The sequence below is a fragment of the Gordonia sp. GONU genome, assembly GCF_024733855.1.
GTDB classification, from domain to species: domain Bacteria; phylum Actinomycetota; class Actinomycetes; order Mycobacteriales; family Mycobacteriaceae; genus Gordonia; species Gordonia amicalis.
Map to the genome: position 1 here is coordinate 1 of NZ_JANRHB010000037.1, position 23,180 is coordinate 23,180.

Consider the following 23,180-nt stretch of genomic DNA (forward strand, 5'->3'; position numbering starts at 1 on the left):
GCCCCCGGCCGACGTTGCGTCGACGCGCACCTTCCGCAAGCAGCCGCCGCCCGAGTAGGGCCCAGCTGCGCGGCGACCCCCGCGGGCGCATCCGGTACCCACCGGATGCGCCCGCGGTGTTTTGTCTGTAACAGGTGGAGCACTACGTGTCGGCCGGCGACACGAACTGCTGAATGTGGCCCTCAGAGGCGCGAGTCCCCCTCCCTCGGGTGCGAGGAGCGCGCCACCCCGCCCCCTGAGATGCGAGGAACGCGCCACCCCGCTACCTGCCGTGCGACGAGCCGCGCCACCCCCGCTCCCTCAGGTGCGAGGAGCGATAGCGACGAGCCTCGAAAGGCCGGTGAGGAGACGTCAGCCCTTCGACCGGGACGGCTCGCAAGCCTCTGGGGCCCGTAGCCAGGCAGCGCCACACACAACAAGGGCCGGTGACCCCGAAGGTCACCGGCCCGTGCCGTTGTTGTCTCTATGGAGTTACGAGACCGTTCACTCGGCTCAGAAGAACGCCGGGCGGAAGGTCTTGGCCCACGACTCCTTGAAGGTGCTCGACCAGTAGTCCCACCAGTGCGCACCGTCCGGGGTGATCCGGGTGGTGAGCTTGACGCCCGGGACGAGCGCCACGCGGCCGACGTACAGCTGGCTGCTGGTCGAGGCGGCGACCTCGAGCGGGATCATCTGCGCGAACTTGACCGGGTCGAAGTTGCCGCTGGTCGGGTTGACCGACGAGTCGTACTTGCTGCCGACGCCGCTGCCGGACGACACGTAGACGTACTTGCCGGCCAGGTTGCCCGCGCTCAGGAACGGGTCGTTCTGGAACCAGCTACCCGCCGGGTAGAAGCCCCACATGTTGGTGGGGTTGCCGCCCATCTCGATGACGGAGGCCTGGATGCCCTGGGTGAAGCCCGGCATGGTGACCGTCGGGTAGCCGCTGTAGGACGCGACCGCCTTGTAGAAGTTCGGGTGACGCGACGCGAGGTTGAGCGCCGAGGTGCCCGACATCGACAGGCCGGCGATGCCGTTGCGACGGTTGTCGCTGCCATGGCGAGCGGCCATGTAGCCCGGCAGCTCGCGGGTCAGGAAGGTCTCCCACTTCTGGACGCCCAGCGCGGGGTCGGCCGACTGCCAGTCGGTGTAGAAGCTGCCGCCGCCGCCGAACGGGATGGCGACGTTGGTGCCCTTGCCGGCCATGAAGCGGGCGACATCGGTGTTGATCAGCCAGCCGCTGTTGTTGTTGGGGGCGCGGAGTCCGTCGAGGAGGTAGAGCGTCGGCTTCGGTCCGCCGCCACCCGCCGAGACGATGCACACCGGCACGGTCCGGTTCATGGCGTTCGAGCGGACGTACTCGACGTTGCAGCCATTGGCTGCGGACGCCGGCGGAGCTGCGACCAGCGTGGCACCTGAAACGGCCACGAGAGCCACGAGTCCGGCGACGAGGCGCTTACGGGCGCGAGTCAGCATTCGTCAGTTTTCCTTTGGATCTCGGCCGGAGTCGGCCGCTGGCTGGGTCTTGCCTACCGGGTACTGCGGAAGTGGTACGTAGGGGGATTGTATTGATCCCCGTCCGGCGCGGTACCCGTCGTTGTGAAGTGTAACGGCACGATAACGTCGCGGCAAAGGCTGGAACGTGCTTCGTGACCCCGGATGACAGTGGCGCATCTCACATCTGCCGCGATCTGAACAGCCCATATGACCCATACGCGGCACCCTTGCCCGATTTTGCCCTCTGAACGAATGAAATTGCCGCGACCGCACCGTTATTCGTTTGGGTGGTTAACGGTGATACGGAGATCCGTCGCGACCTTCGGGGCCGGCCGTGTCGATCAACCACCCGCGATTCGACGCCTGGATCACTAGGGTCAGGGCGGTGGACATGGGTGAATACCTCGACGCCGACGCCACCGCACTCGCCGGACTCGTCGCCTCCGGCGAGGTCACGGCAGTCGAACTCCTCGATCTGGCACGGGCACGTGCCGCCACGGTGAATCCCCACCTCAACGCCATCGTCATCCCGATGGAAGCCGAGGCCGACCGCCGGGTGCAGACCGAGCTCGACGGGCCGTTCGCCGGCGTCCCGTTCCTGATCAAGGACCTCGCGCAGGACTACCGCGGCTATCCGACGACGCGCGGCTCCCGGTCACTCGCCCGGTACGTGGCCACCGAGCACGCGACGGTCGTCCAACGCTTCCTCGACGCCGGGCTGGTCATCTTCGGTAAGACCAACACCCCGGAGTTCGGTGCCAAGGCACAGACCGAATCCGACCTCTGGGGCCCGGCGCGCAATCCGTGGAACCCCGACGTGACCCCCGGCGGCTCGTCCGGTGGCAGCGCGGCCGCCGTCGCCGCCGGCATCGTGCCCGCGGCCGGAGCCAACGACGGCGGCGGATCCATCCGCATCCCGGCGGCGTGCAACGGCCTGGTCGGCCTGAAGGCCTCGCGCGGTCTGATGCCGTTCGGCCCCGCCACCGGTGAACCGCTCTTCGGGATGGGGGTCGAGGGCGTCGTGACCCGGACCGTGCGCGACGCGGCCGCCCTCTACGACGCGATCATCGGCCCCACCTCGTCGTCGACCTACCCCGCTCCCCTCCACACCGAGTCCTTCACCACCCGGATCGCCACGCCGCCGCGACTGCTGCGGATCGGGTTCACCACCCGTTCGGCGATCAACCCCGCACCACACCCCGAGGCGGTCGCCGCCGTCGAGCACGCCACACGCGTGCTCACCGGACTCGGGCACCACGTCGAGGAGGTGGACCCGCCGCACGACGACGCGGAACTGGCCCGCGACTTCCTCGAGATCTGGTTCGCGAAGGCGGCCGCCCAGGTCGACGAGGCGCGACGCCTGACCGGCGCCGGTGACTCCGAGTTCGAGGCGGACACTCTCGCCCTCGCCGAGATCGGCCGTGCGGCCGGGGTCGTGCCGCTCTTCCGGGCACTCGATCACGTCAACGACCACGTCCTCGCGCTCGAACGCTTCCACCAGAATTACGACCTGCTGCTGACCCCGACCCTCGCCGTACCGCCACCGAGGATCGGGTCCATGACGACCCCACCCCTCCTCCAGCGGGCAGCACGTCTCGCGGCTCGCGCCCGCGTCGGCCGGGTGATGTCGCGGATGGGAATCGTCGACCAGCTCATCGAGGAGAACCTCGACTGGGTTCCCTACACCCAGCTGGCGAACCTGACCGGGCGTCCGGCGATCAGCGTTCCCCTGCACTGGACCGACACCGGCCTGCCGCTCGGGGTGCAGTTCGTCGGCAAGCTGGGCGCCGACGGCGATCTCCTCGCCCTCGCCGCATCACTCGAAGATGCCGCGCCGTGGTTCCACCGGTACGCCGACATCACCGTGTGACGCGGCGCTAATGTCTTCTCGAGATCGCGAGTTCTCGTGGGGACGAGCGGCACATCGAACGCGGTGAGGAGTTGTCGTGACTGAGCAGGTGGCCGACGCGGTGGTCGTCGGTGCGGGTCTGGCGGGTCTGGTCGCGACATACGAGCTCACCAAGGTCGGCCGGCGCGTGGTCGTCGTCGATCAGGAGAACCGCAACAACCTTGGGGGGCAGGCATTCTGGTCGCTGGGCGGACTCTTCATGGTCGACACCCCCGAGCAGCGCCGACTCGGCATCTCCGATTCCGCGGACCTCGCCCTGCAGGACTGGATGGGGTCAGCCGGATTCGACCGTGACGACGAGGACTACTGGCCGCGACAGTGGGCCCGGGCGTACGTCGACTTCGCGGCCACCGAGAAGCGGCAGTATCTGCACGATCTCGGACTGCGCATCACCCCGATCGTCGGCTGGGCCGAACGCGGGGGCGGTTTCGCCGACGGGCACGGGAATTCCGTGCCACGCTTCCACCTGACCTGGGGCACCGGACCGGAGGTCGTGCGGATCTTCGCCGAACCGGTCGTCGAGGCCGAGAAGCGCGGGCTGGTCGAGTTCCGGTTCCGCCATCGCGTCGACGAACTCATCGTCGAAGACGGTGTCGCCGTTGGCGTGCGGGGCGCGACCCTCGCACCGACCGACCTCGGGCGCGGCAAGGCGTCGAACCGCGATGTGACGGGCGAGTTCGAGGTCCGCGCCGGCGCGGTCATCGTGACCTCCGGCGGGATCGGCCACAACCACGACCTCATCCGCAAGAACTGGCCGGTCGACCGTCTCGGACCGGCACCGAAGACGATGATCTCCGGCGTCCCGGCCCACGTCGACGGACGCATGCTGGGGATCAGCGAGGACGCCGGCGCGAGCATCGTCAACCGGGACCGCATGTGGCACTACACCGAGGGCATCCACAACTGGGACCCGATCTGGCCGGACCACGCCATCCGGATCATCCCGGGCCCGTCGTCGTTGTGGCTCGACGCCAACGGCAATCGCCTCGCGCCGCCGAACTTCCCGGGCTTCGACACGAACTCGACGATGAAGGCGATCCTCGCCGCCGGTCACGACTACTCGTGGTTCATCCTCACCCAGTCCATCGTCGAGAAGGAGTTCATGCTGTCGGGTTCGGAGCAGAACCCCGACATCACGTCCAAGGATCTCCGGCTCGCCGCCAGGAGCCGCCTCGCCAAGGGCGCCGCCGGTCCGGTGGATGCCTTCCTGCGCAACGGTATCGACTTCGTGGTCGCCGACAACCTGCCCGAATTGGTCAGCGGCATGAACGCGATCGCCCGCGGCCCCGAACTCGATCTCGCCCACATCGAACGCGTCATCTCCGCCCGCGACGCCGAGGTGGACAACAAGTTCTCCAAGGACGCCCAGCTGATGGCGATCAACAACGCGCGACAGTTCATCGGCGACAAGATGGTTCGTGTGGCCAAGCCCCACCGCATCCTCGATCCCGCACACGGTCCGTTGATCGCGGTGCGGCTCAACATCCTCACACGGAAGACCCTCGGCGGCCTCGAGACGAACCTCGACTCCCAGGTGCTGCGACCCGACGGCAGCGCGTTCGACGGTCTGTTCGCCGCGGGCGAGGTCGCCGGCTTCGGGGGCGGCGGTGTGCACGGTTACAACGCTCTCGAGGGCACCTTCCTGGGCGGGTGCATCTTCTCCGGACGAGCGGCCGGACGGGCCGTCGCGCGCAGCTGACCCCGGCCCTCGACCGGGTGGCGGCACGTCTACGAAAAGGGCTGCCTGCCCTACTTTTTCGCGACCCCATCCGCGATCCCGTTTCGGACATGCGTGGGCTAGGGTAATGGGCGTGCCGGTGCCGCAGACGATCCTGACGCGAAAGACCAAGTCGGCGATCTTTCTCGTCCTCACCATCGACGACGGTGGTGAGGACACGGTCCGCGATGTGCTGGCGGAGATCCCGGGACTGAACAACGCGGTGTCCTCGCGTGCCCCGGAGGCGGCGCTGGCCGGCATCGTCTCGATCGGTTCGGACGCGTGGGACCGGTTGTTCGACGGCCCCCGTCCCCGTGCGCTGCGTCCGTTCGTGCCCTATGAGGGCGACGTCCACACGGCTCCGGCCACCCCGGCCGATCTGCTGGTGCACATCAAGTCCGACCAGATGGACCTGTGCTTCGAACTCGGCCGCCTGATCACCGACGCACTCGGCGATGCGGTGACGGTCGTCGACGAGGTCCACGGCTTCCGCTATTTCGACCTGCGCGATCTCATCGGTTTCGTCGACGGCACCGAGAATCCGGTCGGGCAGGCCGCGGTCGAGGCGATCACCGTCGGCGACGAGGACCCCGACTTCGCCGGCGGCAGTTACGTCGCGATCCAGCGCTATGTCCATGACCTCTCGTCGTGGAACGGGCTGAGCACGGGTGAACAGGAGGCCGCGATCGGGCGGACCAAGCTCGACAACGTGGAGATGTCCGACGACGTGAAGCCGGCGAACTCCCACATCGCGCTCAACAAGGTCGAGGACGAGAACGGCGAGGAGATCGACGTCGTCCGCGACAACATGCCCTACGGCGACGTCTCCGGGGCCGGCGAGAACGGCACCTTCTACATCGCCTACTCCGCCGGACCCGACGTCACCGAGGAGATGCTGCGCAAGATGTTCATCGGCGATCCGCCGGGGACCTACGACCGCCTTCTCGACTTCACCACCGCCGTCACCGGTGCGCAGTTCTTCACCCCGACCATCGACTTCCTCGAGGATCTGCCGCCCGCACCCCAGACATCCGAACCCGCCGCCCAGGTCCCGCCCCGCCGCGGCGACGGTTCCCTGGGGATCGGCTCCCTACGCTAGTCCCCCCGGGAACCAGTCCCTGCAGACAGACCCACCGCCCGACACCACCGCATCAGGAGGCCACCATGAACAACCTGCACCGCGAACTCGCGCCCATCTCCGAGGCAGCCTGGGCGGAGATCGAGGAGGAGGCGACCCGGTCGTTCAAGCGGAACATCGCGGGCCGTCGACTCGTCGACGTGAAGGGGCCGATGGGTCAGGACACCGCGGCGGTCACCCTGGGCCATCGCAGCAAGATCGACTCGCCGGCCGACGGCATCCAGGCGTTCATCCGGCGCACACAGTCGCTGGTCGAGTTGAAGGTGCCGTTCACCGTCTCCCGTGAGGCCATCGACGATGTGGACCGCGGCGCCCAGGACTCCGACTGGGATCCGGTCGTCGAGGCCGCGCGCCAGCTCGCGCTCGCCGAGGACCGGGCGATCTTCGAGGGCTACGCGGCTGCCTCGATCGCCGGTATCCGCTCCGAGGCCACGGCGACCCCGATCCAGCTGCCCGAGGACGTCCGCGACTACCCCGAGGCCGTCAGCCAGGCACTGACCACGTTGCGACTCGCCTCGGTCGACGGGCCGTACTCGGTCGCCATGTCGGCGGAGGTGTACACGCAGGTCAACGAGACGTCCAACCACGGCTACCCGATCCGCGACCACATCAAGCGGCTGGTCACCGGCGACATCGTGTGGGCGCCCGCCATCCGTGGCGCGTTCGTCATGAGCACCCGTGGTGGCGACTTCGAGCTGACGATCGGGCAGGACGTCTCGATCGGCTACGACTCCCACGACGCCGACGTCGTGAACCTCTACTTCCAGGAGTCGTTCACCTACCTCACCCACACCGGGGAGGCGGCCGTCGCGCTGTTCGGCGGTTGATCGACGGAGACCGACGCACCTCACTTAGCCGGGGCAACTAGTCTGACGCAGGTGATCGCAGTGACCTCCGCCCCGCTCGCCACGCGGGCTACGCTCCCGGCGCCGGGCCATGACCTCGGCCCGCTCGCTACGCTCCCGGCGCCGGGATGCTGACCCGACTCATCCGCACGTACCTGCAGCGGTACCGCATCAACATCGTCATGGTGGTGTCGCTGCAGCTACTGGCGACCGCGGCGATGCTGTACCTGCCGAGTCTCAACGCCGACATCATCGACAACGGTGTGGCGACCGGCGACACCGGCTACATCCTGCGGATCGGTGGCTGGATGCTCCTGGTGAGCATCGTGCAGGTGGTCGCCACGGTCATCGCGCAGTTCTTCGGCGCCCGGGCCGCCCTCGGCGCGGGCCGCGACATCCGCGGCGACCTGCTGCACCGGGTGAACTCGTTCTCCGCCCGCGAGGTCGGCACCTTCGGCGCACCGTCGTTGATCACGCGCACCACCAACGACGTCCAGCAGGTACAGATGCTGATCGTCATGAGCAGCGCGATCCTCGTGATGGCGCCGATCATGTGCGTCGGCGGGATCATCATGGGCATCCGCGAGGCCCCCGCACTGTGGTGGGTCATCGCGGTGGCCGTGCCGGTCCTCGGCCTGTCGATGGGGCTCGTCATCGCCCGCATGATCCCCGGTTTCCGCTCGATGCAGGAGCGCATCGACGCGGTGAACCGGGTTCTGCGCGAACAGATCACCGGCATCCGCGTCGTGCGCGCCTTCGTGCGGGAGGACCACGAGCGGCAGCGCTTCGCCGTCGCCAACGACCGCCTCGCCGACGCCACCCTGCGGGTCGGCAAGCTGATGGCCCTGATGTTCCCGCTGGTCATGGTGATCACCAATGTCACGATCGTCGCGGTCATCTGGTTCGGCGGGCACGCCGTCTCCGACGGCACCGTCGAGATCGGCGCGCTCACCGCGCTGATGACCTACGTCATGCAGATCCTGATGTCGGTGATGATGGCGTCGTTCCTGGCCATGATGGCGCCGCGCGCCGCGGTCTGCGCCGAGCGCATCTCCGAGGTCCTCGACACCGAGACCTCGGTGCATCCGACGACCGATCCGGTCGGTTTCGCCGGCCATCCGGGCACCGTGCGGTTCGACGACGCCGAGTTCCGCTACCCCGGCGCCGATGATCCGGTGCTGAGCGGCATCAGCTTCGGCGTGACGCCCGGGACCACGACCGCCATCGTCGGGTCGACCGGTTCGGGCAAGACGACGCTCCTGGGACTCGTCCCCCGACTCATCGACGCGACCGCCGGGGAGGTCAGGGTCGGCGGCACCGACGTCAAACGTCTTGATCCCGACGAGCTGAGGGCGGTGGTCGGTCTCGTACCGCAACGGCCGTACCTGTTCTCCGGAACCATCCGTTCCAACATCCTGCACGGCAAGGCCGACGCGACCGACGACGAGATCTGGGAGGCGCTGCGCATCGCGCAGGCCGACGAGTTCGTCTCGGCGATGCCCGACGGCCTCGACACGAAGGTGTCGCAGGGCGGCACCACGGTCTCCGGCGGGCAGCGGCAGCGGCTGGCGATCGCCCGAGCTCTCGTCCGGCGTCCCGCCATCTATCTGTTCGACGACTCGTTCTCGGCCCTCGACCTCACCACTGACGCCAGACTGCGCGCGGCCCTGCGCCCGGCCACCCGGGACGCTTCGGTGATCGTCGTCGCCCAACGCGTCTCGACCATCGTCGACGCCGAGCAGATCGTCGTCCTCGACCGCGGACGCATCGTGGGCATCGGCACACATGACGACCTGCTGGCCTCGTGTCCCACCTACGCCGAGATCGCCGAATCGCAGATGGCCATGGAGGAGCGCGCATGACCCGCCCAGGTGGGCCACCGGCGGCCGGCAGCCCCGAGTCCAAGCCGCGCTCGTTCTGGCCGTCGATCAGACGAGTTGTCGCCCAACTCGGTTCGTACCGGGGCCTGATAACGGTCACGCTCTCCTCGATCGTGGGTTCGGTCGTCCTGCTGGCCATCGCCCCGCGCGTTCTCGGGCACGCCACCGACCTCGTCTTCAACGGGGTCATCGGCCGGATGCTGCCCGCGGGCCAGACGAAGGACCAGGCGGTCGCGGGCCTGCGTGCAAGCGGTGACGACACGTTCGCCGACATGGTGTCGTCGATGGACGTGACACCCGGCGTCGGAGTCGATTTCGGCGACGTCGGCCGAGTCCTCTTCATCACGTTCGTGATGTACGTCGTGGCGTCGGGACTGGGCTGGCTGGCCGCCTATCTGCTGAACATCGTCGTCGTGGAGACCATCCGGGAGCTCCGTGCCCAGGTCGAGGAGAAGGTCCACCGTCTGCCCCTGCGCTATTACGACACGATGCCGCGGGGTGAGCTGCTCAGCCGGGTCACCAACGACCTCGACAACCTCTCGCAGAGCCTGCAGCAGACCATCGCCCAGTTCGTGAACTCGGCGCTGACGGTGATCGCACTGCTGGTGATGATGATCTGGATCTCGCCGTTGCTCGCGCTGATCGCGGTGGCGACGGTCCCGCTGGCGGTCCTCGCCACCGCCGTCATCGCGAAGCGTTCCAAGCCGCACTTCTCCGCGCAGTGGGCATCGACCGGGGCACTGAACGCCCAGGTCGAGGAGGCCTTCACCGGTCACGAGCTGGTGACTGCATTCGGGCGTCAGCGCGAGATCGAGGCGACCTTCGACGAGCGCAACGAGAAGCTGTACGAGTCGAGTTGGCGCGCGCAGTTCATCTCCGGCGTCATCATGCCGACCATCATGTTCCTCGGGAACCTCAACTACGTGGCCGTCGCCGTCGTCGGTGGCCTGCGGGTGGCGTCGGGTTCCCTGAGCCTCGGCGAGGTGCAGGCGTTCATCCAGTACTCACGCCAGTTCACGCAGCCGCTGACCCAGATCGGGTCGATGATCAACCTGATGCAGAGCGGTGTCGCCTCGGCCGAGCGCATCTTCGACATCCTCGACGCCGACGAGCAGACCCCGGACGCGGCGAACCCGAAGACCCCCGCGGTCGACAACGGTCTCATCGAGTTCGACGACGTCTCGTTCCGCTACGTCGAGGACAAGCCGCTGATCGAGAACCTCACCCTGACAGCGCGTCCCGGACACATGGTCGCGATCGTCGGGCCGACCGGCGCCGGCAAGACCACCCTGGTCAACCTGATCATGCGGTTCTACGACGTCGACTCCGGAACCATCCGCGTCGACGGCGTGGACTCGGCCGAGATGACCCGCGACGACCTGCGTGAGCGCACCGGCATGGTGTTGCAGGACTCGTGGCTGTTCGGCGGGACCATCTACGACAACATCGCCTACGGCGACCCCTCCGCATCCCGCGAGGAGGTGCTCGAGGCCGCGCGGATGAGCCACGTCGACCACTTCGTCCGCACCCTTCCAGACGGTTACGAGACCGTCCTCGACGACGAGGGGGGCGGCGTGAGTGCCGGTGAGCGACAGCTCATCACGATCGCCCGGGCGTTCCTCGCCAAGCCCACGATCCTCATCCTCGACGAGGCGACCAGTTCCGTCGACACCCGCACCGAGTTGCTCATCCAGAAGGCGATGGCCAACCTGCGTACCGATCGCACGAGTTTCGTGATCGCACACCGACTCTCGACGGTACGCGACGCCGACGTGATCGTGGTGATGGAGAACGGCCACATCGTCGAGCAGGGCAGCCACGAGGAACTCCTTGCCGCCCGCGGTGCGTACTGCCGTCTCTACGAGAGCCAGTTCACCGGGGCGCTCGAGGCGGGCTGACGTCAGTCCCCACGACCCCGCTCGAGCGCACCGGCGATCTGGCGCTCGAGCCGTTCGGCCGCCGGCGGCGGGATGTCGATGAGTCCGTCGAGTTCGGCGCGCGCCTTCTTGTAGGCTGCCTGGCGTTCCGCAGCGGTGGCACCTGAGTCGGATGCGACGCTGATGAGCTTGCGGGCGCGGTCGAGCGCTTCGCGTTCGACCGGTGAGAAGCCGACCTGTCTGCGGCGGCGTGCCTCGCGTTCGGCGGCGTCGAAGGCCGCGGCGTAGTCGCCGACCGCCTCCCGGTAGTCGGCGAAGTCGGCCGGTGCGATCGTCGACTCGGTGTCGCCGGGACGTGGAGGGTCCGGACGAAGGTCGTCCGCGTGGACTCGCGCACGATGAAAGGCGAGGGTGAGCGGCTCCCGCATGTCGGTCATCAGGGGGTACTCGATCAACGTGGCCAGGTCGACTTCGTAGGCGAACCACTTCTCGTTGAGCGCATCGTGCTGTTTCAGCGTCTTGCGCAGCTGCTCGGCGGACGTCGTGGTCAGCTTCAGCTGCTCGGTCTGTGCGGCCGCTTTGATCCGGGCCAGCTCGATCTTGTCCTTGCGTCGCTTCTCGTTGTACTTGGCGATCGACCCGGCCCAGCCACCGACAACTCCACCGATGGGAAAGATCAGCCACCAGTTGTTGCTCGCGAACTCGAGAATGCCGGTCACAGCCCAACTGTACCGAGACCGACCGTCCGCGATTAAGTTGAACGCATGGCCGATCCGGGCGCGCCTCAGCTCGTTCTCGACACCGTCGATGACTGGCGAGAGTGGTTGCGCGACAACCATCGGACCTCGTCAGGCGTATGGCTGGTGTTTTGGCGCAAGGGTTCCGGACGCGAGCCGCTCGACTACGACGAGACGGTCCGGGAAGCGCTCTGCTGGGGATGGATCGACGGCCACACCCGCGTCTTCGACGAGGCGCGGCGCGGCATATGGTTCACCCGGCGCGGCCGCAACAGCCCGTGGGCGGCGTCGAACAAGGCGCGGATCGCCGATCTCGTCGAGTCCGGACGCATGCAACCGGCCGGCCAGGCGGCCGTCGACGACGCCAAGGCCCGTGGCCTGTGGTCGATCTTCGACGACGCCGAGGCGGGCATCGAGTCCCCCGAACTCGCCGCGGCCCTCGACGCCGACCCGACGGCACGAGCCAACTGGGATGCGTTCCCGCCGAGTGCCCGCAAGATGGGACTCGCCCAGATCGCCCTGGCGAAGAGAGCCGAGACCAAGACCAAGCGGATCGCGACGATCGTCGAGCAGGCCGCGCGGAATGTCCGCCCCTGACTGCTGGTTGAGCCCGTACCACTGCTGGTTGAGCCCCGTCGAAACCCCGACTACAGATCCGGGATCGGCAGGTCCAGGTTGGGGGCGATGATCCCGCCGTCGACCTCGAGGATCTTTCCGGTCACGTACGCACCCGCCGGGGAGGCGAGGTAGAGCGCGGCGGCGGCGATGTCCTCGGGTTCGCCGAGCCGGTGCATCGGGGTGGCGTTCTCGACGGCGGTACGCATCTCGTCGTTGCCGGCGACGATCTCCAGGGACGACGTGAGGATCGCGCCGGGCGCGATACCGTTCACCCGGATCTTCGGGTTGAGGTCCATCGCGGCGATCCTCGTGTAGTGCGCGAGAGCAGCTTTCGCGGTGCCATAGGCGGCGTACGCACGGCCCGGCACCCGGCCCACGGCCGAGGTGATGTTGATGATCGAGCCGTGACCCGTCGTCGCGAGCATCTGCTTGGCCCCGGCCACGACGAGAGCGTGAGCATTGGCCACATTGAAGTCGAAGGCGTCGACCAGGTGTTTGGGAGTCGTGTCGAGCAGCGGGCGTGGCATCGCACCGCCCACGTTGTTGACGACCGTGTCGAGCCGCCCGAACTCGTCGACCGCGGTCTGCGCGAGGGCGGCCGTGGCGTCGGCGTTGCTGAGGTCCACCGGGACGACGTGCGCCCGGCGCCCGGCGTCGGCGATCTGTCCCGCCACCTGGTCGAGGTCGAATTCGCTACGTGCCGCGATCACCACGTCGGCACCCGCCTGCGCGAAGGCCACGGCGATCGCCGCGCCCAGCCCGCGACCGGCACCGGTGACGACGGCGACATGGTCATCGATTCGGAATCTGTCGAGAATCACTCCCCGACCTTGCCACGAACCGCCAGAAAACGAGAACGTGTTCTAGAAAATCGCCCGGATCAGTACTCCCGGCCGGGGGTGATTACGGAGATCAGCTCGTCGCCCGCCGCGAACCGGCGGAGATTCTTCGCCAGCCACGGCGCGAATTCGCGAGTCAGACCGGACGCGGGATTCGCGACATGCGGCGTGATGATGACGTTCGGCAACGACCACAGCGGATGGTCCGCCGCCGGCGGCTCCGGGTCGGTCACGTCGAGCGCCGCCCCGGCGATCTCGCCGGCGACGAGTGCGTCGTACAACGCCTCCTCGTCAACCAGAGGACCCCGTGCGATGTTGACGATCCATGCGTGATCCGGAAGTGCCGCAAGGCTTTCGGCGTCGATCATATGCCGCGTCTCCGCGGTTGCCGGCGCGGCCAGCACCACGTGGTCGGTCGAGGCCCACACCGCGTCGAGGTCGGTGGAGCGTCGTACCTCATCAGCCCCCGGCACGTCGCGGCCCGACCGGTTCACCGCGATCACGCGCGCACCGCACGCCTGCAGCCGCGGCCCCAGGGATGCACCGATGCCGCCCGCTCCGACGATGGCGACCGTCGAGCCGTGCAGCGACCGCACCGACGTGTCGATCCGTTCCTTGTCCCAGTGCCGGATGACGGCGGTGTTGATCTGGCGCAGCCCGGCGAGGAGCAGCGCCAGCGCATGCTCGGCGACGTTCTCTGCGTAGAAGCCCGAGGCGTTGGTCCAGACCCGACGGTCGTCGACGATCCCGGCGTCGAAGAAGTCCTCGATGCCCGCCGACTTCAGCGCCACCCATTCGACGGCATCCGACAGCTCGGGGAAGTCGTCGGGCAGTCCGATCCAGACCAGCACCCGCGCCTCGTCCAGGCCGACGATCTTGCCGCCGGCGCGCTCGACGGCGGCGACGAGGTGCTCGTCGTGGTTCGGTTCGATCGCCACCGGAATGGAGGCGCCCGGCCCAGCGGTCATCGGGAGACCGCCCGCGCCGCGTTGGTGGCGAGTTCGTCGGCGATCTCGTTGAAGTGGTCACCTGCGTGGCCCTTCACCCATCGCCACTCCACCTCGTGACGCTCCTCCTCCTCGATGAGGCGGCGCCACAGGTCGGAGTTCTTCACCGGCTTCTTGTCCCTGGTCTTCCAGCCGTTCGCCTGCCAGCCGGCCACCCACTTCATGATGCCGTTCCGCACATAGGTGGAGTCGGTGTAGATGATCACCTTCGACGGCCTGGTCAGCGCGGCGAGACCCTCGATCGCCGCGGTGAGCTCCATCTTGTTGTTCGTGGTGTCGGGTTCCGACCCGGAGATCCGCTTCTCGCTGCCCTTGTACCGGAGCACCGCACCCCACCCACCCGGGCCCGGATTGCCGAGGCAGGCGCCATCGGTGGAGATCTCCACGACCGCCATGCCATCGGCGCCGGTCGGGTTCTCGAGAGCGGGGTTCACGGGATCTGTCACGCAGGGTAGCCTACGTCAGCGGCGTGACGGCTCCCCAGACCGCTCACATCCCGAACCATGCTGCGCCGAAGCCGTCTTCTTGCTGACACGACCACCGCCGACCCCTAGGGTGGACACATGGCTGTCTGGGATCCAGCACGCTATCTGCAATTCGCCGACGACCGGGCGAGGCCCTTCCTCGACCTGATCGCGCAGATTCCCACCAACCCGACGACGATCGTCGATCTGGGGTGCGGTCCGGGGCACCTGACCAAACACCTGCGCGCTCAGTGGCCGTCTGCCGAGATCCTCGGCATCGACGAATCCGCCGCGATGGTCGACCGCGCCATCACCGACAACTTCGATCCTCGCGCGAACTTCGACGTCGCCGACGTGGTCGAGTGGGCACCGCACCGCCCGTACGATCTGATGATCTCCAACGCGATGTTCCAGTGGGTCCCCGATCAGTTCGGCGTCATCGACCGCCTCCTGGGCCATCTCTCCGACGGCGGCGCCTTCGCGATCCAGGTGCCCAACGGCCACGACGCCCCGTTCCGTACGGTACTGGCCGAGCTCGCCGCCACCGAACCGTTCGCGGAGTCGCTGAGCGACGTCCGCCCCTTCCCCCGCCTGGACGCCGAGGACTACCTGAGGTTCTTCTTCGATCGCGGTTTCCGCGTCAACGCCTGGGAAACCACCTACCTGCACGTCCTCGCCGGCGACGATCCGGTCTTCGACTGGATCGCCGGTGGCGGGATCCGGCCCTACATCCAGGCCCTGCCCGCCGACCTGCGTGAACAATTCGTCACCGAACTCAAACGCCGCCTCGCCGAGGCGTACCCGCGCCACGAATGGGGCACGCTCCTCCCGTTCCGGCGCGCGTTCGCGGTCGCCACCCGGCACTGAATCTGTCGCCTGCGCAGCCGGGAAGGCTGCAGGGCGAATCGAAGGGTCACATCCCGGTCAAGCTTCGGCCACCTCCACCGGTCGGACCGGCTACTTCTGCAACACTGGCAACAACCAGTAGTCACAGGGGGTACGCATGTCCCGACGCAGCCGTGAGCGCCTGCGCCCGCTCTCGCCTGCGCGCCGCACTCTGGTGATCGGTGGCCTCACCATCGGACTCGCCGCGGGCCTTCTCTCGGCGGCTCCACCGGCCGGCGCGGCGGTCTGCAACGTCACCGGAATCACCGGCGGCGACGTCGGCAGCACGGGCAGCACCGGGTCCAGCGACCTCGGCTGGGGCAGTGTCGATTTCGGCAGCTACCGCGCCGGCGGCAAGAAACCGCAGGGACCATTGCCGAGGCTCAGGGGCGCGACGACCGCCGTCTCCTGGGTCACCGGTCCACGGAGCCCCGAACGCACGGACACCCGCTTCGGGATCACGGCCACCGATGTCGGCGTCCCCTGGGAGAACGGCTCCGGCCAGATCCTCATGGCCTTCGGCGACACCTGGGGCAGATGCGCCGGTCAGATGGTCTGGCGGCACAACACGATGCTCCGCAGCGATGCGAGCTCGAATCTCGACAAGGCCATCCGCTTCCCGACCGCGATACCCGGAGCCGTCCGTTCCGGCGCATCGGTGACACCCGCGCATCCCACGTATTCGCAACCGATGTTCAACGCGGTCGGCGTCCGCAACATCGAGGTGGGACGCATCCCGACCGGCGGCATCTCGGTCAACGGCATCCAGTTCCTGAGCTTCATGTCGATCCACAAGTGGCTGGGGCCGGGACGCTGGAGCACCAACTACTCGGCGATCGCGGTGTCGCGCAACAACGGTCAGACCTGGACCGTCGACAACAACACGATCCGCGTGAACCTCGACCTCACCGTGCCCGGCGTTCCGCAGATCGCGCGCGGTCACAGCCGGTTCCAGATGGGCGCGTTTCTGCGCAGCGGGGAGTACATCTATCAGTACGGCACGCCGAACGGTCGGCACGGATCGGCGTTCGTGGCCCGCTTCCGGCCCGGCGACATCCTGGATCTCAGCCGCTACCAGTACTTCCGGGGCGGTGATGGATGGTCGCCGAATCCGGCCGACGCCGCCCCGATCGTCGGGTTGCCGGTCAGCGAGATGTCGGTGGCGTACAACGCTTACCTGAAGAAGTTCGTGATGCTCACCGAACGTGCCGGCACGATCATGATGCGCACGTCCCCCACCCCGGTCGGCCCGTGGAGCGGCGAGCGCGTCCTGATCCCCAGCGCGCACTCGAGCGGTCTGTACACGCCGTACATCCACCCCCGCTCGAGCGGCAAGAATCTGTACTTCGTGGTGTCCCGCTGGGACGACTACAACGTGATGCTGGCGCGCACCGACCTGTCCAAGTTGTGAGACCGCTGCCATCATGGACCGGTGAGTGAATCAGAGACGACGCGCATCGTTCTCATCCGAGCGGTCAACGTCGGCGGCGCCATGCTGCCGATGGCCGAACTGCGGGAGATCGCAACCGAACTCGGGGCCACGGACGTCTCGACGTACATCGCGTCGGGCAATCTCCTCTGTTCACCACCAGGTGATCCCACCGAGTTCGACCGTGCGCTCGAGGCCGTGATCGAAGAGCGCTACGGCTTCTTCCGCGAGGTCATCAGCCGCACCCCCGCCGAAGTGAGTGCCGCGCTCGACGCGCACCCGTTCGAGATCGTCGACGACAAATACTCCTACATCTACTTTCTCGTCGCCCGACCGGACGCCGACAAGGTGGCGGCGTTCGAAGAGAAGGAGTTCGGCGGCGATGTCCGGCAGGTGATCGGCTCCGATCTCCACATCCGATACGCCGAGGGTGCGGGCCGATCGAAGCTCACCGCGCCCGCGATCGCCCGGGGTCTGGGTGTGCAGGGAACCGGCCGCAACCTGCGTACGGTCCGAAAGCTGCTGGATCTCACCGAGGCTTGAGCAGCCCGGTGGCCGGACCGCAGGTGCGGGCGTAGCGTCGGAACAAGGACACCGGACGCGTACGTCGAGAGGAGTCCCCATGGACCGCCCGGAATCGGACCCGACAGTAACGGACCCCACGCGTGGGAATCAGCCGGTACCTCAGCCCCCGCCGCCTCCGGACCCGGTTCCGGTGCCGGAGCCGATCCCCGAGCCTCCGCCGGAACCGCCTTTCCCGACGCCCACGCCGCCGCCCGATCCCCAACCAGGACCGCCCGATCCGGAGCCGCCTCCGCGTCCGGTGGTCATCTGAGCGTCAGCCGCGCGACAGGACCCGCGTCACGCGATCCAGGTCGGCGAGTTGATCCGACTTCGGCGCCTCCCACAGCTTCTTCGGTAGCTCTTCGAGGGCCTTGACCGCCGATTCGGCACTGTCGAGGATCTCGACGGCTGCGTCGCCGCCGGTGTCGGCGGCCGCGATGAGGCGATCGTCGAGTTCGAAGACCGCGTCGTCCAGCCGGTCCCGCGCCGACACGAGTTCATCGTCGTGCGGAATGGCGGGATTGGCGTGCACGTCGGCGATCGCGTAGCGGATACGCCGGTGCAGCAACGCCTCTAGGGTGTTGTCGGTGGTCCAGCTCTCCGGTGCGCGGCCCGGCCGGCCGGGGATGAGATCGGTGGACCGGGCAAACCGGCGCACCCGTTTGTCGGAGTCGTAGGCGAACCACGCGGCCCCACCGAGGATGAACAGCGCAACCACCACGGTCACGACGATGACGATGACTGCGATCATGGCCGGCTCACCTCGTCCGACACGGTTCGCACATGATCTGGCATACGGCCCAGCCTACTCAGGACGTGCGCACACCCTTGGGAGCCTTGCCGGACATGAAACCGAACAGGTATCCGGCGACGCGCCGCATCTGGATCTCGTCGGCGCCCTCGGTGATGCGATAGCGCCGGTGGTGACGGTAGATGTGCTCGAACGGTTCATGCCGCGAGTACCCGCGTCCGCCGAACACCTGCATCGCCTGGTCGGCGGCGTCGCAACACAGCCGGTTGGCCTGGTAGTTGCACATCGAGACCTCGGCCGAGGCGGCGAAGTTGCCGTGGGTGTCCATCTTCCAGGCCGTCTCCCGGATGAGCGCACGCACCATCGCACACCGAGTGTGCAGATCGACGAGCGGGAACTGGATCGCCTGGTTGGTCGAGAGCTTCTTACCGAACGGAGCCCTCTCGTTGGCGTACTCGACCGCCCGGTTCACGCAGTACTGCGCGGCACCGAGACTCGACGCCGCCTGCCGAATCCGGTTCTCGTTGAAGAAGTGCTGCACCACCTGCAGGCCGGCACCCTCCGCCCCGAACACGGCCGAGTTCGGGACTCGCACGTCGCGCAGGGAGATGTGGGCGTGATCGGTGGGCATGTTGAACGTCCAGAGGTACTCCTCGACGCGGAAGCCGGGCGCCTGCGGGTCGACGAGGAACGCGGTGATACCGCGTGCGTCACCGGGTTCTCCACTCGTACGGGCAAAGACGATGTCGCGGTGGGCGGCGTGTATTCCGGTGTTCCAGGTCTTCTCGCCGTTGATGATCCAGTCGTCACCGTCGCGGACAGCGGTCGTCTCCATGTACGTCGCATCGGAGCCGTGCTCCGGTTCGGTGATCCCGAACGCGAAGAACTTGGTGCCGGCCGCCAGACCCTCGACCCACTCCTCCTGCTGCTCGGGGGTGCCGTACTCCAGCATCAGCAGGAGCCCGATATTGTTGCCGACGATGGCATGTTCGTTCTGCAGATCGCAGTGCAGGCCCAGCCCTTTCGACGCGAGATGCTCGCGGATGATCGCCATGGCGAGATTCGATCCGTCGCGCCCGCCGAACTCCTCGGGGAACGGATACCGGAAGTGTCCCGCGGCGTCGGCCCGCCGCCGTGCCTCGCCAAGCAGCGCTTCCCACTCGGCGTTCGGCAACCCACCGCGTTCCCAGTCCGTGCGCGAGTCCTCACGCCGGTGGTCGAAGAACCGGATGTTGTCGTCGGCCTGCTCGAGAGGCTTGATCTCCGCCTCGATGAAGGCGTCGAGTTCATCCAGGTAGTCGCTCAGCGACTCGGGCAGTGCGAAATCCACGGTGAATCCTTCTCGTTGGTGATCGGCTGTCGTGTGGTCATGTCACGGGTGCGGGACCGCGAAGTACTTCGGATTGGCGACCACCAACCGCGCCCGCACGTCGGCCGCGACCGCGGCACGCACCTTCTCGTCGGTGCCGTCGAGTTCGCCGGATCGCAGGGCGTCGCACAGTGCTCGCTGATCGGTGACGCCCAGGGCGGCCAATCGTTGCGCGCTCTCCGCGGCGTGGATGGGCCCGAGCAGGACCTGGCGTCGGACGACATCCACGACGTTGCCGGCGACCCGCGTGTGGAACTTGACCTGCGGTGACATCTCGGACGTCACGGCATCGGAGCGGAGGAATCCACCGAGCGCTTCGAGCAACTCGAGCGACGACGGCGAGCCGTGCGGCTCCTCGTCGGGGCCGGAGGTTTCGACGCTCAACGGGTCCGGCACCACCTCGGGCGACACGATTCCGAGATCGAGCAGGGCGTCGAATTCCTGTTCGGCACTTCGCCGTCCGATCGCGGCGAGCTCGACGGACCGTTCGATGCCGTCGAGGTGCCGGTTGGCCTGGAACGCGCAGATCAGGCCCCACTTCACCGTGGCGTACAGCTCCCACCAGCGCAACGCCTCTTCGGCGGGTCGCCACCCGGCCACCTCGGCGTAGGCGTCGAGCAGCCCAGCGCGCTCGCCCATCCCGGCCACCGGGGTGGAGCCACCGAACCGCCAGGCCTTGGCGCACAGCCAACCCAGGTCCTCGACCGGGTCACCGATGTGGACCAGTTCCCAATCAAGCACCGCGGCAACGCCATCGGCGTCGACGAGGAGGTTGCCGAGCCGGAAGTCACCGTGGACGACACCGGAACCGGGAGACGACGGCGGTGGATTGGCCACGAGCCACTGGGTCGCGAGGAGGAGCCCGGCCGGCATCGCGTCGAACTCGCGCGGGAACAGTGCGCGCAACGCATCGACCGGATCGACGAGTTCTTCGAGACCCGGCGTCGCAGCGGCATCGATCTGATGCACCCGCGCCAGAATCCCGCCGCACTGTTGGACGAACCGGTCACGCGCAGCAGCATAGGTGTCGTCGCGGAGTATCCGACGCGGGATCGATTCGCCACCGATGAAATTCATTGTGAGGTAGGGAAACCCGAGAACGCTGTCCTCGCCGAGGCCGGCATCGAGGATCGCCGGCACCGGAACCCCGGCGTCGGCGGCGGCCCGCAGGACCTCCGCCTCCGCCCCGAGTCCGCCGTCGTCCTGCGCCGCCGGTACGGCGCGGATGATGATCGCTTCGGGTCTGCCCTCGCTGTCGACGAGGGTCGCGGCGTAGGTCGCGCGGCTCGCACCTGCGGGTAGTCGCCGGGCAGAATCGACCGTCACCGGAGTACCTCGTGTCGCGCTGAGCCGCTCGGCGACTCGGGTGGCCACATCCCGGGCCTCAGGCACTCCCACGCAGATCCGTCCCTTCGCGCCTCACCCGGTGACCGACGCCATCACCGGTGTAATCCCCGACACAGCGAAGCTAGCACGGAAGCTGAATCCGCTGTCAGAAAACTCCCGTGTCAGGCGCGCTCTCCGGTTGTGGGGGTCTGGAACTCCGGCTGATCGATGATGCGGACCCAGGAGCCGTCGGGACGACGGGTGACGACCTGCGCACGGGCCCCCGCTCCGTTGCGCGGCGGTGTCGAGGTCAAGGCCAGGTCGTCACCGAAGGCGAGCGTCGGCAGCGGCGACTCCGGGACGAAGGTCGGACGGTGTTCGAGGACCGACGCCCAGAGGTCGCGGATGGCCGCGCGACCCCTGGTCACCCGCCCCGGCGGAAACGCCATGACGGCGTCCTCGTGGTAGAGCGAGGCGACCGCGTCCGCGTCGCCGGCGTTGGAGTACTCGACGAACAACCTGGTGAGGTCTTCGGGAGTTCGGGCGGTCTCGTAGGCGGTCACAACGATTCCTCTCGGGCGGAGTCACAGGGACCTCTTCACGGTGCGTTGCCAGCCAAAATAAGTCCAAGTGATTGTCCTGATGGTCGCTATCATCGAAAGTTATGGAGATGCGGCAGCTCGAGTACTTCGTGGCAGTGGCCGACGAGGAGAGCTTCACCGCCGCGGCGCAGCGGGTGCACACCACGCAGCCCAACATCAGCGCACAGATCCGCAGCCTCGAACGCGAACTCGGATCGGCGCTCTTCGACCGGTCGGGCAGGTCTGTCCGCCTCACCGACGCCGGGCGGGCAGCACTCCCCGCGGCGCGCCCGGCGCTGGCAGCCGCCGCGGGCGTGATTGATGCGGTGTCGGAGGTCCGCGGCCTGCTGCGCGGAAGCCTGGCGGTGGGCATGGTCGAGGGCTGTACCGTCGCACCGCTGTTCACCGCGCTGGGCGCGTTCGGTTCCGCCCACCCGAAAGTCGCCTTGAGCCTGCGTGAGTCGCCGTCGGACCGGCTCATCGCATCGGTGGCCGACGGCAGTCTCAACGTGGTGCTCGCCGGCTACGGCGACGAGTTGCCGCGCGGCATCGAATCACTCACGGTCATCTCCGAACCCGTCGTCGCCGTTGTCCCGGCCGACACATCGGGAAAGGTCGAGGCCACGCAACTCGACGACCTCCGGCGCCGGTCCCTCATCTGCCTGCCGCGCGGCGCAGGCATCCGAACCGTCTTCGACGACGCGGCGGTCGCGCATGGCGGACCCATCCGGCCGGCCATCGAGGCGTCATCCCCCGACGCGATCGTCGAATTGGTGTGCAGCGGCATGGGAACGGGCATCCTGAGCGCGTCCATCGCGGCTGCCGACGAACGCGTTGCCGGACTCCCGATCGACGGCGTCGACGTCGACGCACGGCTCGGTGTTCTCTGGAGAACCGACCCTGCCCCCGCGACGCGACGGTTCGTCGACCTCGTACGCGAGGAATTCCGCCTCGCCGACCCGGAGTGACGCTCCGAGCTCAGCTCGCCAGCGCGTCCCCGGCCTCGTCCGCCGACTCCTCCGGCAGCGCGGGATCCACCGCATCGTCGGTCGGCTTCCCGGCGATCCAGTCGCCGATACTCAATCCTCGACGCCCCCAACGCTTGTCGAAGTGCCGCGCCCGCGCGGTCGACTTCTCCAGCTTCGCCGGCGAGTAGCGGCGCCGGGCCCAGGTGGATCTCGGTCGTGCCAGACGGATGGCACCGGCCCAGGCGAAGATCGGGATGAACACACCGACGATCGCCGTCGAGTACTTGCCCTTGACCACGCAGAAGATCGCGGCGGCGATGTTGATCGGCGCGGTCAACGCGAACGCCACGGGTCCGAACTCGACGTCCGCCTCGGCATTGAACGGGTTGAAGCCGAGAAGGACCATTCCCAGCGCGGCGACGGTGAGGGCGACCACCTGCACCGAGAGTTGGCCTTCGCGTGACCAGTACACGTCCTGGAGACGAAGGATCAGCGCGAACTCGTCGAGCACCAGCGACGCGCCGATACCGACCAGGACGGCACTGATGGACGCGCCGGGCTCGACGCCGTTGACGCCGACGGAGACGAACGCTCCCACGAGCAGCAGAATCAGTCCCGGGACCATGTGGTGGACGTGCAGACCGCCGGACACATTGTTCTTGAAAGGCCCCTTGCCCGCCCGGATCAGTCGGGTGATCACCCGCGTCACGACGAACGTCACCGTGAACGAGGCGAACAGGAGGAACAGCGGAAGTCGTTGATGCGTCAGGTCATCGAGTAATTCCACCGTCGGTCACTCT

At 67.8% G+C, this 23,180-nt stretch carries 21 protein-coding genes; 11 read left to right on the forward strand and 10 right to left on the reverse strand.

Going from position 1 to position 23,180, the window contains the following annotated elements; all coding sequences use genetic code 11:
- Positions 1-492 precede the first annotated feature (492 nt).
- A complete protein-coding gene (locus tag NWF34_RS21795; protein ID WP_258326032.1) occupies positions 493-1,455 on the reverse strand; it encodes an alpha/beta hydrolase family protein in 963 nt (320 codons plus the stop codon).
- A gap of 412 nt (positions 1,456-1,867) precedes the next feature.
- Between NWF34_RS21795 and NWF34_RS21800 the strand changes: the two genes are divergently transcribed.
- The 6 genes from NWF34_RS21800 (at position 1,868) to NWF34_RS21825 (ending at position 10,863) form a co-directional block, all read left to right on the forward strand.
- Positions 1,868-3,346: an amidase gene (locus NWF34_RS21800; RefSeq protein ID WP_258326050.1), complete on the forward strand. Its 1,479-nt coding sequence runs from the start codon at positions 1,868-1,870 to the stop codon at positions 3,344-3,346.
- 76 nt (positions 3,347-3,422) lie between these two features.
- Positions 3,423-5,084, forward strand: a complete 1,662-nt coding sequence (locus NWF34_RS21805) for an FAD-binding dehydrogenase (protein ID WP_258326033.1) — start codon at positions 3,423-3,425, stop codon at positions 5,082-5,084.
- A gap of 112 nt (positions 5,085-5,196) precedes the next feature.
- Positions 5,197-6,201, forward strand: a complete 1,005-nt coding sequence (locus NWF34_RS21810) for a Dyp-type peroxidase (RefSeq protein ID WP_258326034.1) — start codon at positions 5,197-5,199, stop codon at positions 6,199-6,201.
- Positions 6,202-6,266: 65 nt separating this feature from the next.
- Positions 6,267-7,067: a family 1 encapsulin nanocompartment shell protein gene (locus NWF34_RS21815; RefSeq protein WP_006436573.1), complete on the forward strand. Its 801-nt coding sequence runs from the start codon at positions 6,267-6,269 to the stop codon at positions 7,065-7,067.
- Positions 7,068-7,213: 146 nt separating this feature from the next.
- Positions 7,214-8,947 (forward strand): ABC transporter ATP-binding protein, encoded by a 1,734-nt coding sequence (locus tag NWF34_RS21820; RefSeq protein ID WP_096274825.1) that lies wholly within the window; start codon positions 7,214-7,216, stop codon positions 8,945-8,947.
- Positions 8,944-10,863 carry an ABC transporter ATP-binding protein gene (locus NWF34_RS21825; RefSeq protein WP_258326035.1) on the forward strand — a complete coding sequence of 640 codons (1,920 nt, stop codon included), beginning with the start codon at positions 8,944-8,946 and terminating at the stop codon, positions 10,861-10,863. Before NWF34_RS21820 ends, NWF34_RS21825 begins: the two co-directional genes overlap by 4 nt.
- 2 nt (positions 10,864-10,865) lie before the next feature.
- Here the strand turns inward: NWF34_RS21825 and NWF34_RS21830 are convergent, their stop codons facing one another.
- On the reverse strand, positions 10,866-11,561 hold the full coding sequence (locus NWF34_RS21830; protein WP_024499178.1) for a hypothetical protein: 696 nt from the start codon (positions 11,559-11,561) through the stop codon (positions 10,866-10,868).
- Between the two features lie 45 nt (positions 11,562-11,606).
- Here NWF34_RS21830 and NWF34_RS21835 point away from each other — a divergent pair, with 45 nt between their 5' ends.
- Positions 11,607-12,176: a YdeI family protein gene (locus tag NWF34_RS21835; RefSeq protein ID WP_024499177.1), complete on the forward strand. Its 570-nt coding sequence runs from the start codon at positions 11,607-11,609 to the stop codon at positions 12,174-12,176.
- Between the two features lie 50 nt (positions 12,177-12,226).
- On the opposite strand, the gene NWF34_RS21840 is transcribed toward NWF34_RS21835, so the two are convergent.
- From NWF34_RS21840 to rnhA, 3 genes are read right to left on the reverse strand one after another with little or no spacing between them, the layout of a single operon-like run.
- A complete protein-coding gene (locus NWF34_RS21840; protein ID WP_006436567.1) occupies positions 12,227-13,018 on the reverse strand; it encodes an SDR family oxidoreductase in 792 nt (263 codons plus the stop codon).
- A 59-nt stretch (positions 13,019-13,077) separates the two neighbouring features.
- Complete coding sequence (locus NWF34_RS21845) at positions 13,078-14,004, reverse strand: D-isomer specific 2-hydroxyacid dehydrogenase family protein (RefSeq protein WP_024499176.1); 927 nt, start codon at positions 14,002-14,004, stop codon at positions 13,078-13,080.
- Positions 14,001-14,438, reverse strand: coding sequence for a ribonuclease HI (gene rnhA, locus NWF34_RS21850; protein WP_375295700.1), 438 nt, complete (start codon positions 14,436-14,438; stop codon positions 14,001-14,003). The genes NWF34_RS21845 and rnhA overlap by 4 nt, the downstream gene beginning before the upstream one ends.
- A gap of 168 nt (positions 14,439-14,606) precedes the next feature.
- Here rnhA and NWF34_RS21855 point away from each other — a divergent pair, with 168 nt between their 5' ends.
- The 3 genes from NWF34_RS21855 (at position 14,607) to NWF34_RS21865 (ending at position 17,364) form a co-directional block, all read left to right on the forward strand.
- Positions 14,607-15,374: a methyltransferase domain-containing protein gene (locus NWF34_RS21855; protein ID WP_024499174.1), complete on the forward strand. Its 768-nt coding sequence runs from the start codon at positions 14,607-14,609 to the stop codon at positions 15,372-15,374.
- A gap of 136 nt (positions 15,375-15,510) precedes the next feature.
- Entirely contained in the window at positions 15,511-16,803 is a 1,293-nt protein-coding gene (locus NWF34_RS21860; protein WP_024499173.1) for a DUF4185 domain-containing protein, read from the forward strand.
- 21 nt (positions 16,804-16,824) lie between these two features.
- Positions 16,825-17,364, forward strand: a complete 540-nt coding sequence (locus NWF34_RS21865) for a DUF1697 domain-containing protein (protein WP_006436562.1) — start codon at positions 16,825-16,827, stop codon at positions 17,362-17,364.
- Positions 17,365-17,659: 295 nt separating this feature from the next.
- Here NWF34_RS21865 and NWF34_RS21870 read toward each other — a convergent pair whose 3' ends face one another.
- From NWF34_RS21870 to NWF34_RS21885, 4 genes are all read right to left on the reverse strand, one after another.
- Complete coding sequence (locus tag NWF34_RS21870; RefSeq protein WP_006436560.1) at positions 17,660-18,136, reverse strand: hypothetical protein; 477 nt, start codon at positions 18,134-18,136, stop codon at positions 17,660-17,662.
- 58 nt (positions 18,137-18,194) lie between these two features.
- On the reverse strand, positions 18,195-19,466 hold the full coding sequence (locus tag NWF34_RS21875) for an acyl-CoA dehydrogenase family protein (protein ID WP_006436559.1): 1,272 nt from the start codon (positions 19,464-19,466) through the stop codon (positions 18,195-18,197).
- A 42-nt stretch (positions 19,467-19,508) separates the two neighbouring features.
- Positions 19,509-20,903, reverse strand: coding sequence for a phosphotransferase family protein (locus NWF34_RS21880; RefSeq protein ID WP_006436558.1), 1,395 nt, complete (start codon positions 20,901-20,903; stop codon positions 19,509-19,511).
- Positions 20,904-21,013: 110 nt separating this feature from the next.
- On the reverse strand, positions 21,014-21,394 hold the full coding sequence (locus NWF34_RS21885) for a nuclear transport factor 2 family protein (protein ID WP_006436557.1): 381 nt from the start codon (positions 21,392-21,394) through the stop codon (positions 21,014-21,016).
- A gap of 101 nt (positions 21,395-21,495) precedes the next feature.
- Between NWF34_RS21885 and NWF34_RS21890 the strand changes: the two genes are divergently transcribed.
- The gene (locus tag NWF34_RS21890; protein WP_096274827.1) at positions 21,496-22,380 is read left to right on the forward strand and encodes a LysR family transcriptional regulator; all 885 of its coding nucleotides are present in this window, start codon (positions 21,496-21,498) and stop codon (positions 22,378-22,380) included.
- A gap of 10 nt (positions 22,381-22,390) precedes the next feature.
- Here NWF34_RS21890 and NWF34_RS21895 read toward each other — a convergent pair whose 3' ends face one another.
- Positions 22,391-23,167 (reverse strand): hypothetical protein, encoded by a 777-nt coding sequence (locus NWF34_RS21895; RefSeq protein ID WP_006436555.1) that lies wholly within the window; start codon positions 23,165-23,167, stop codon positions 22,391-22,393.
- Between the last annotated feature and the right edge of the window lie 13 nt (positions 23,168-23,180).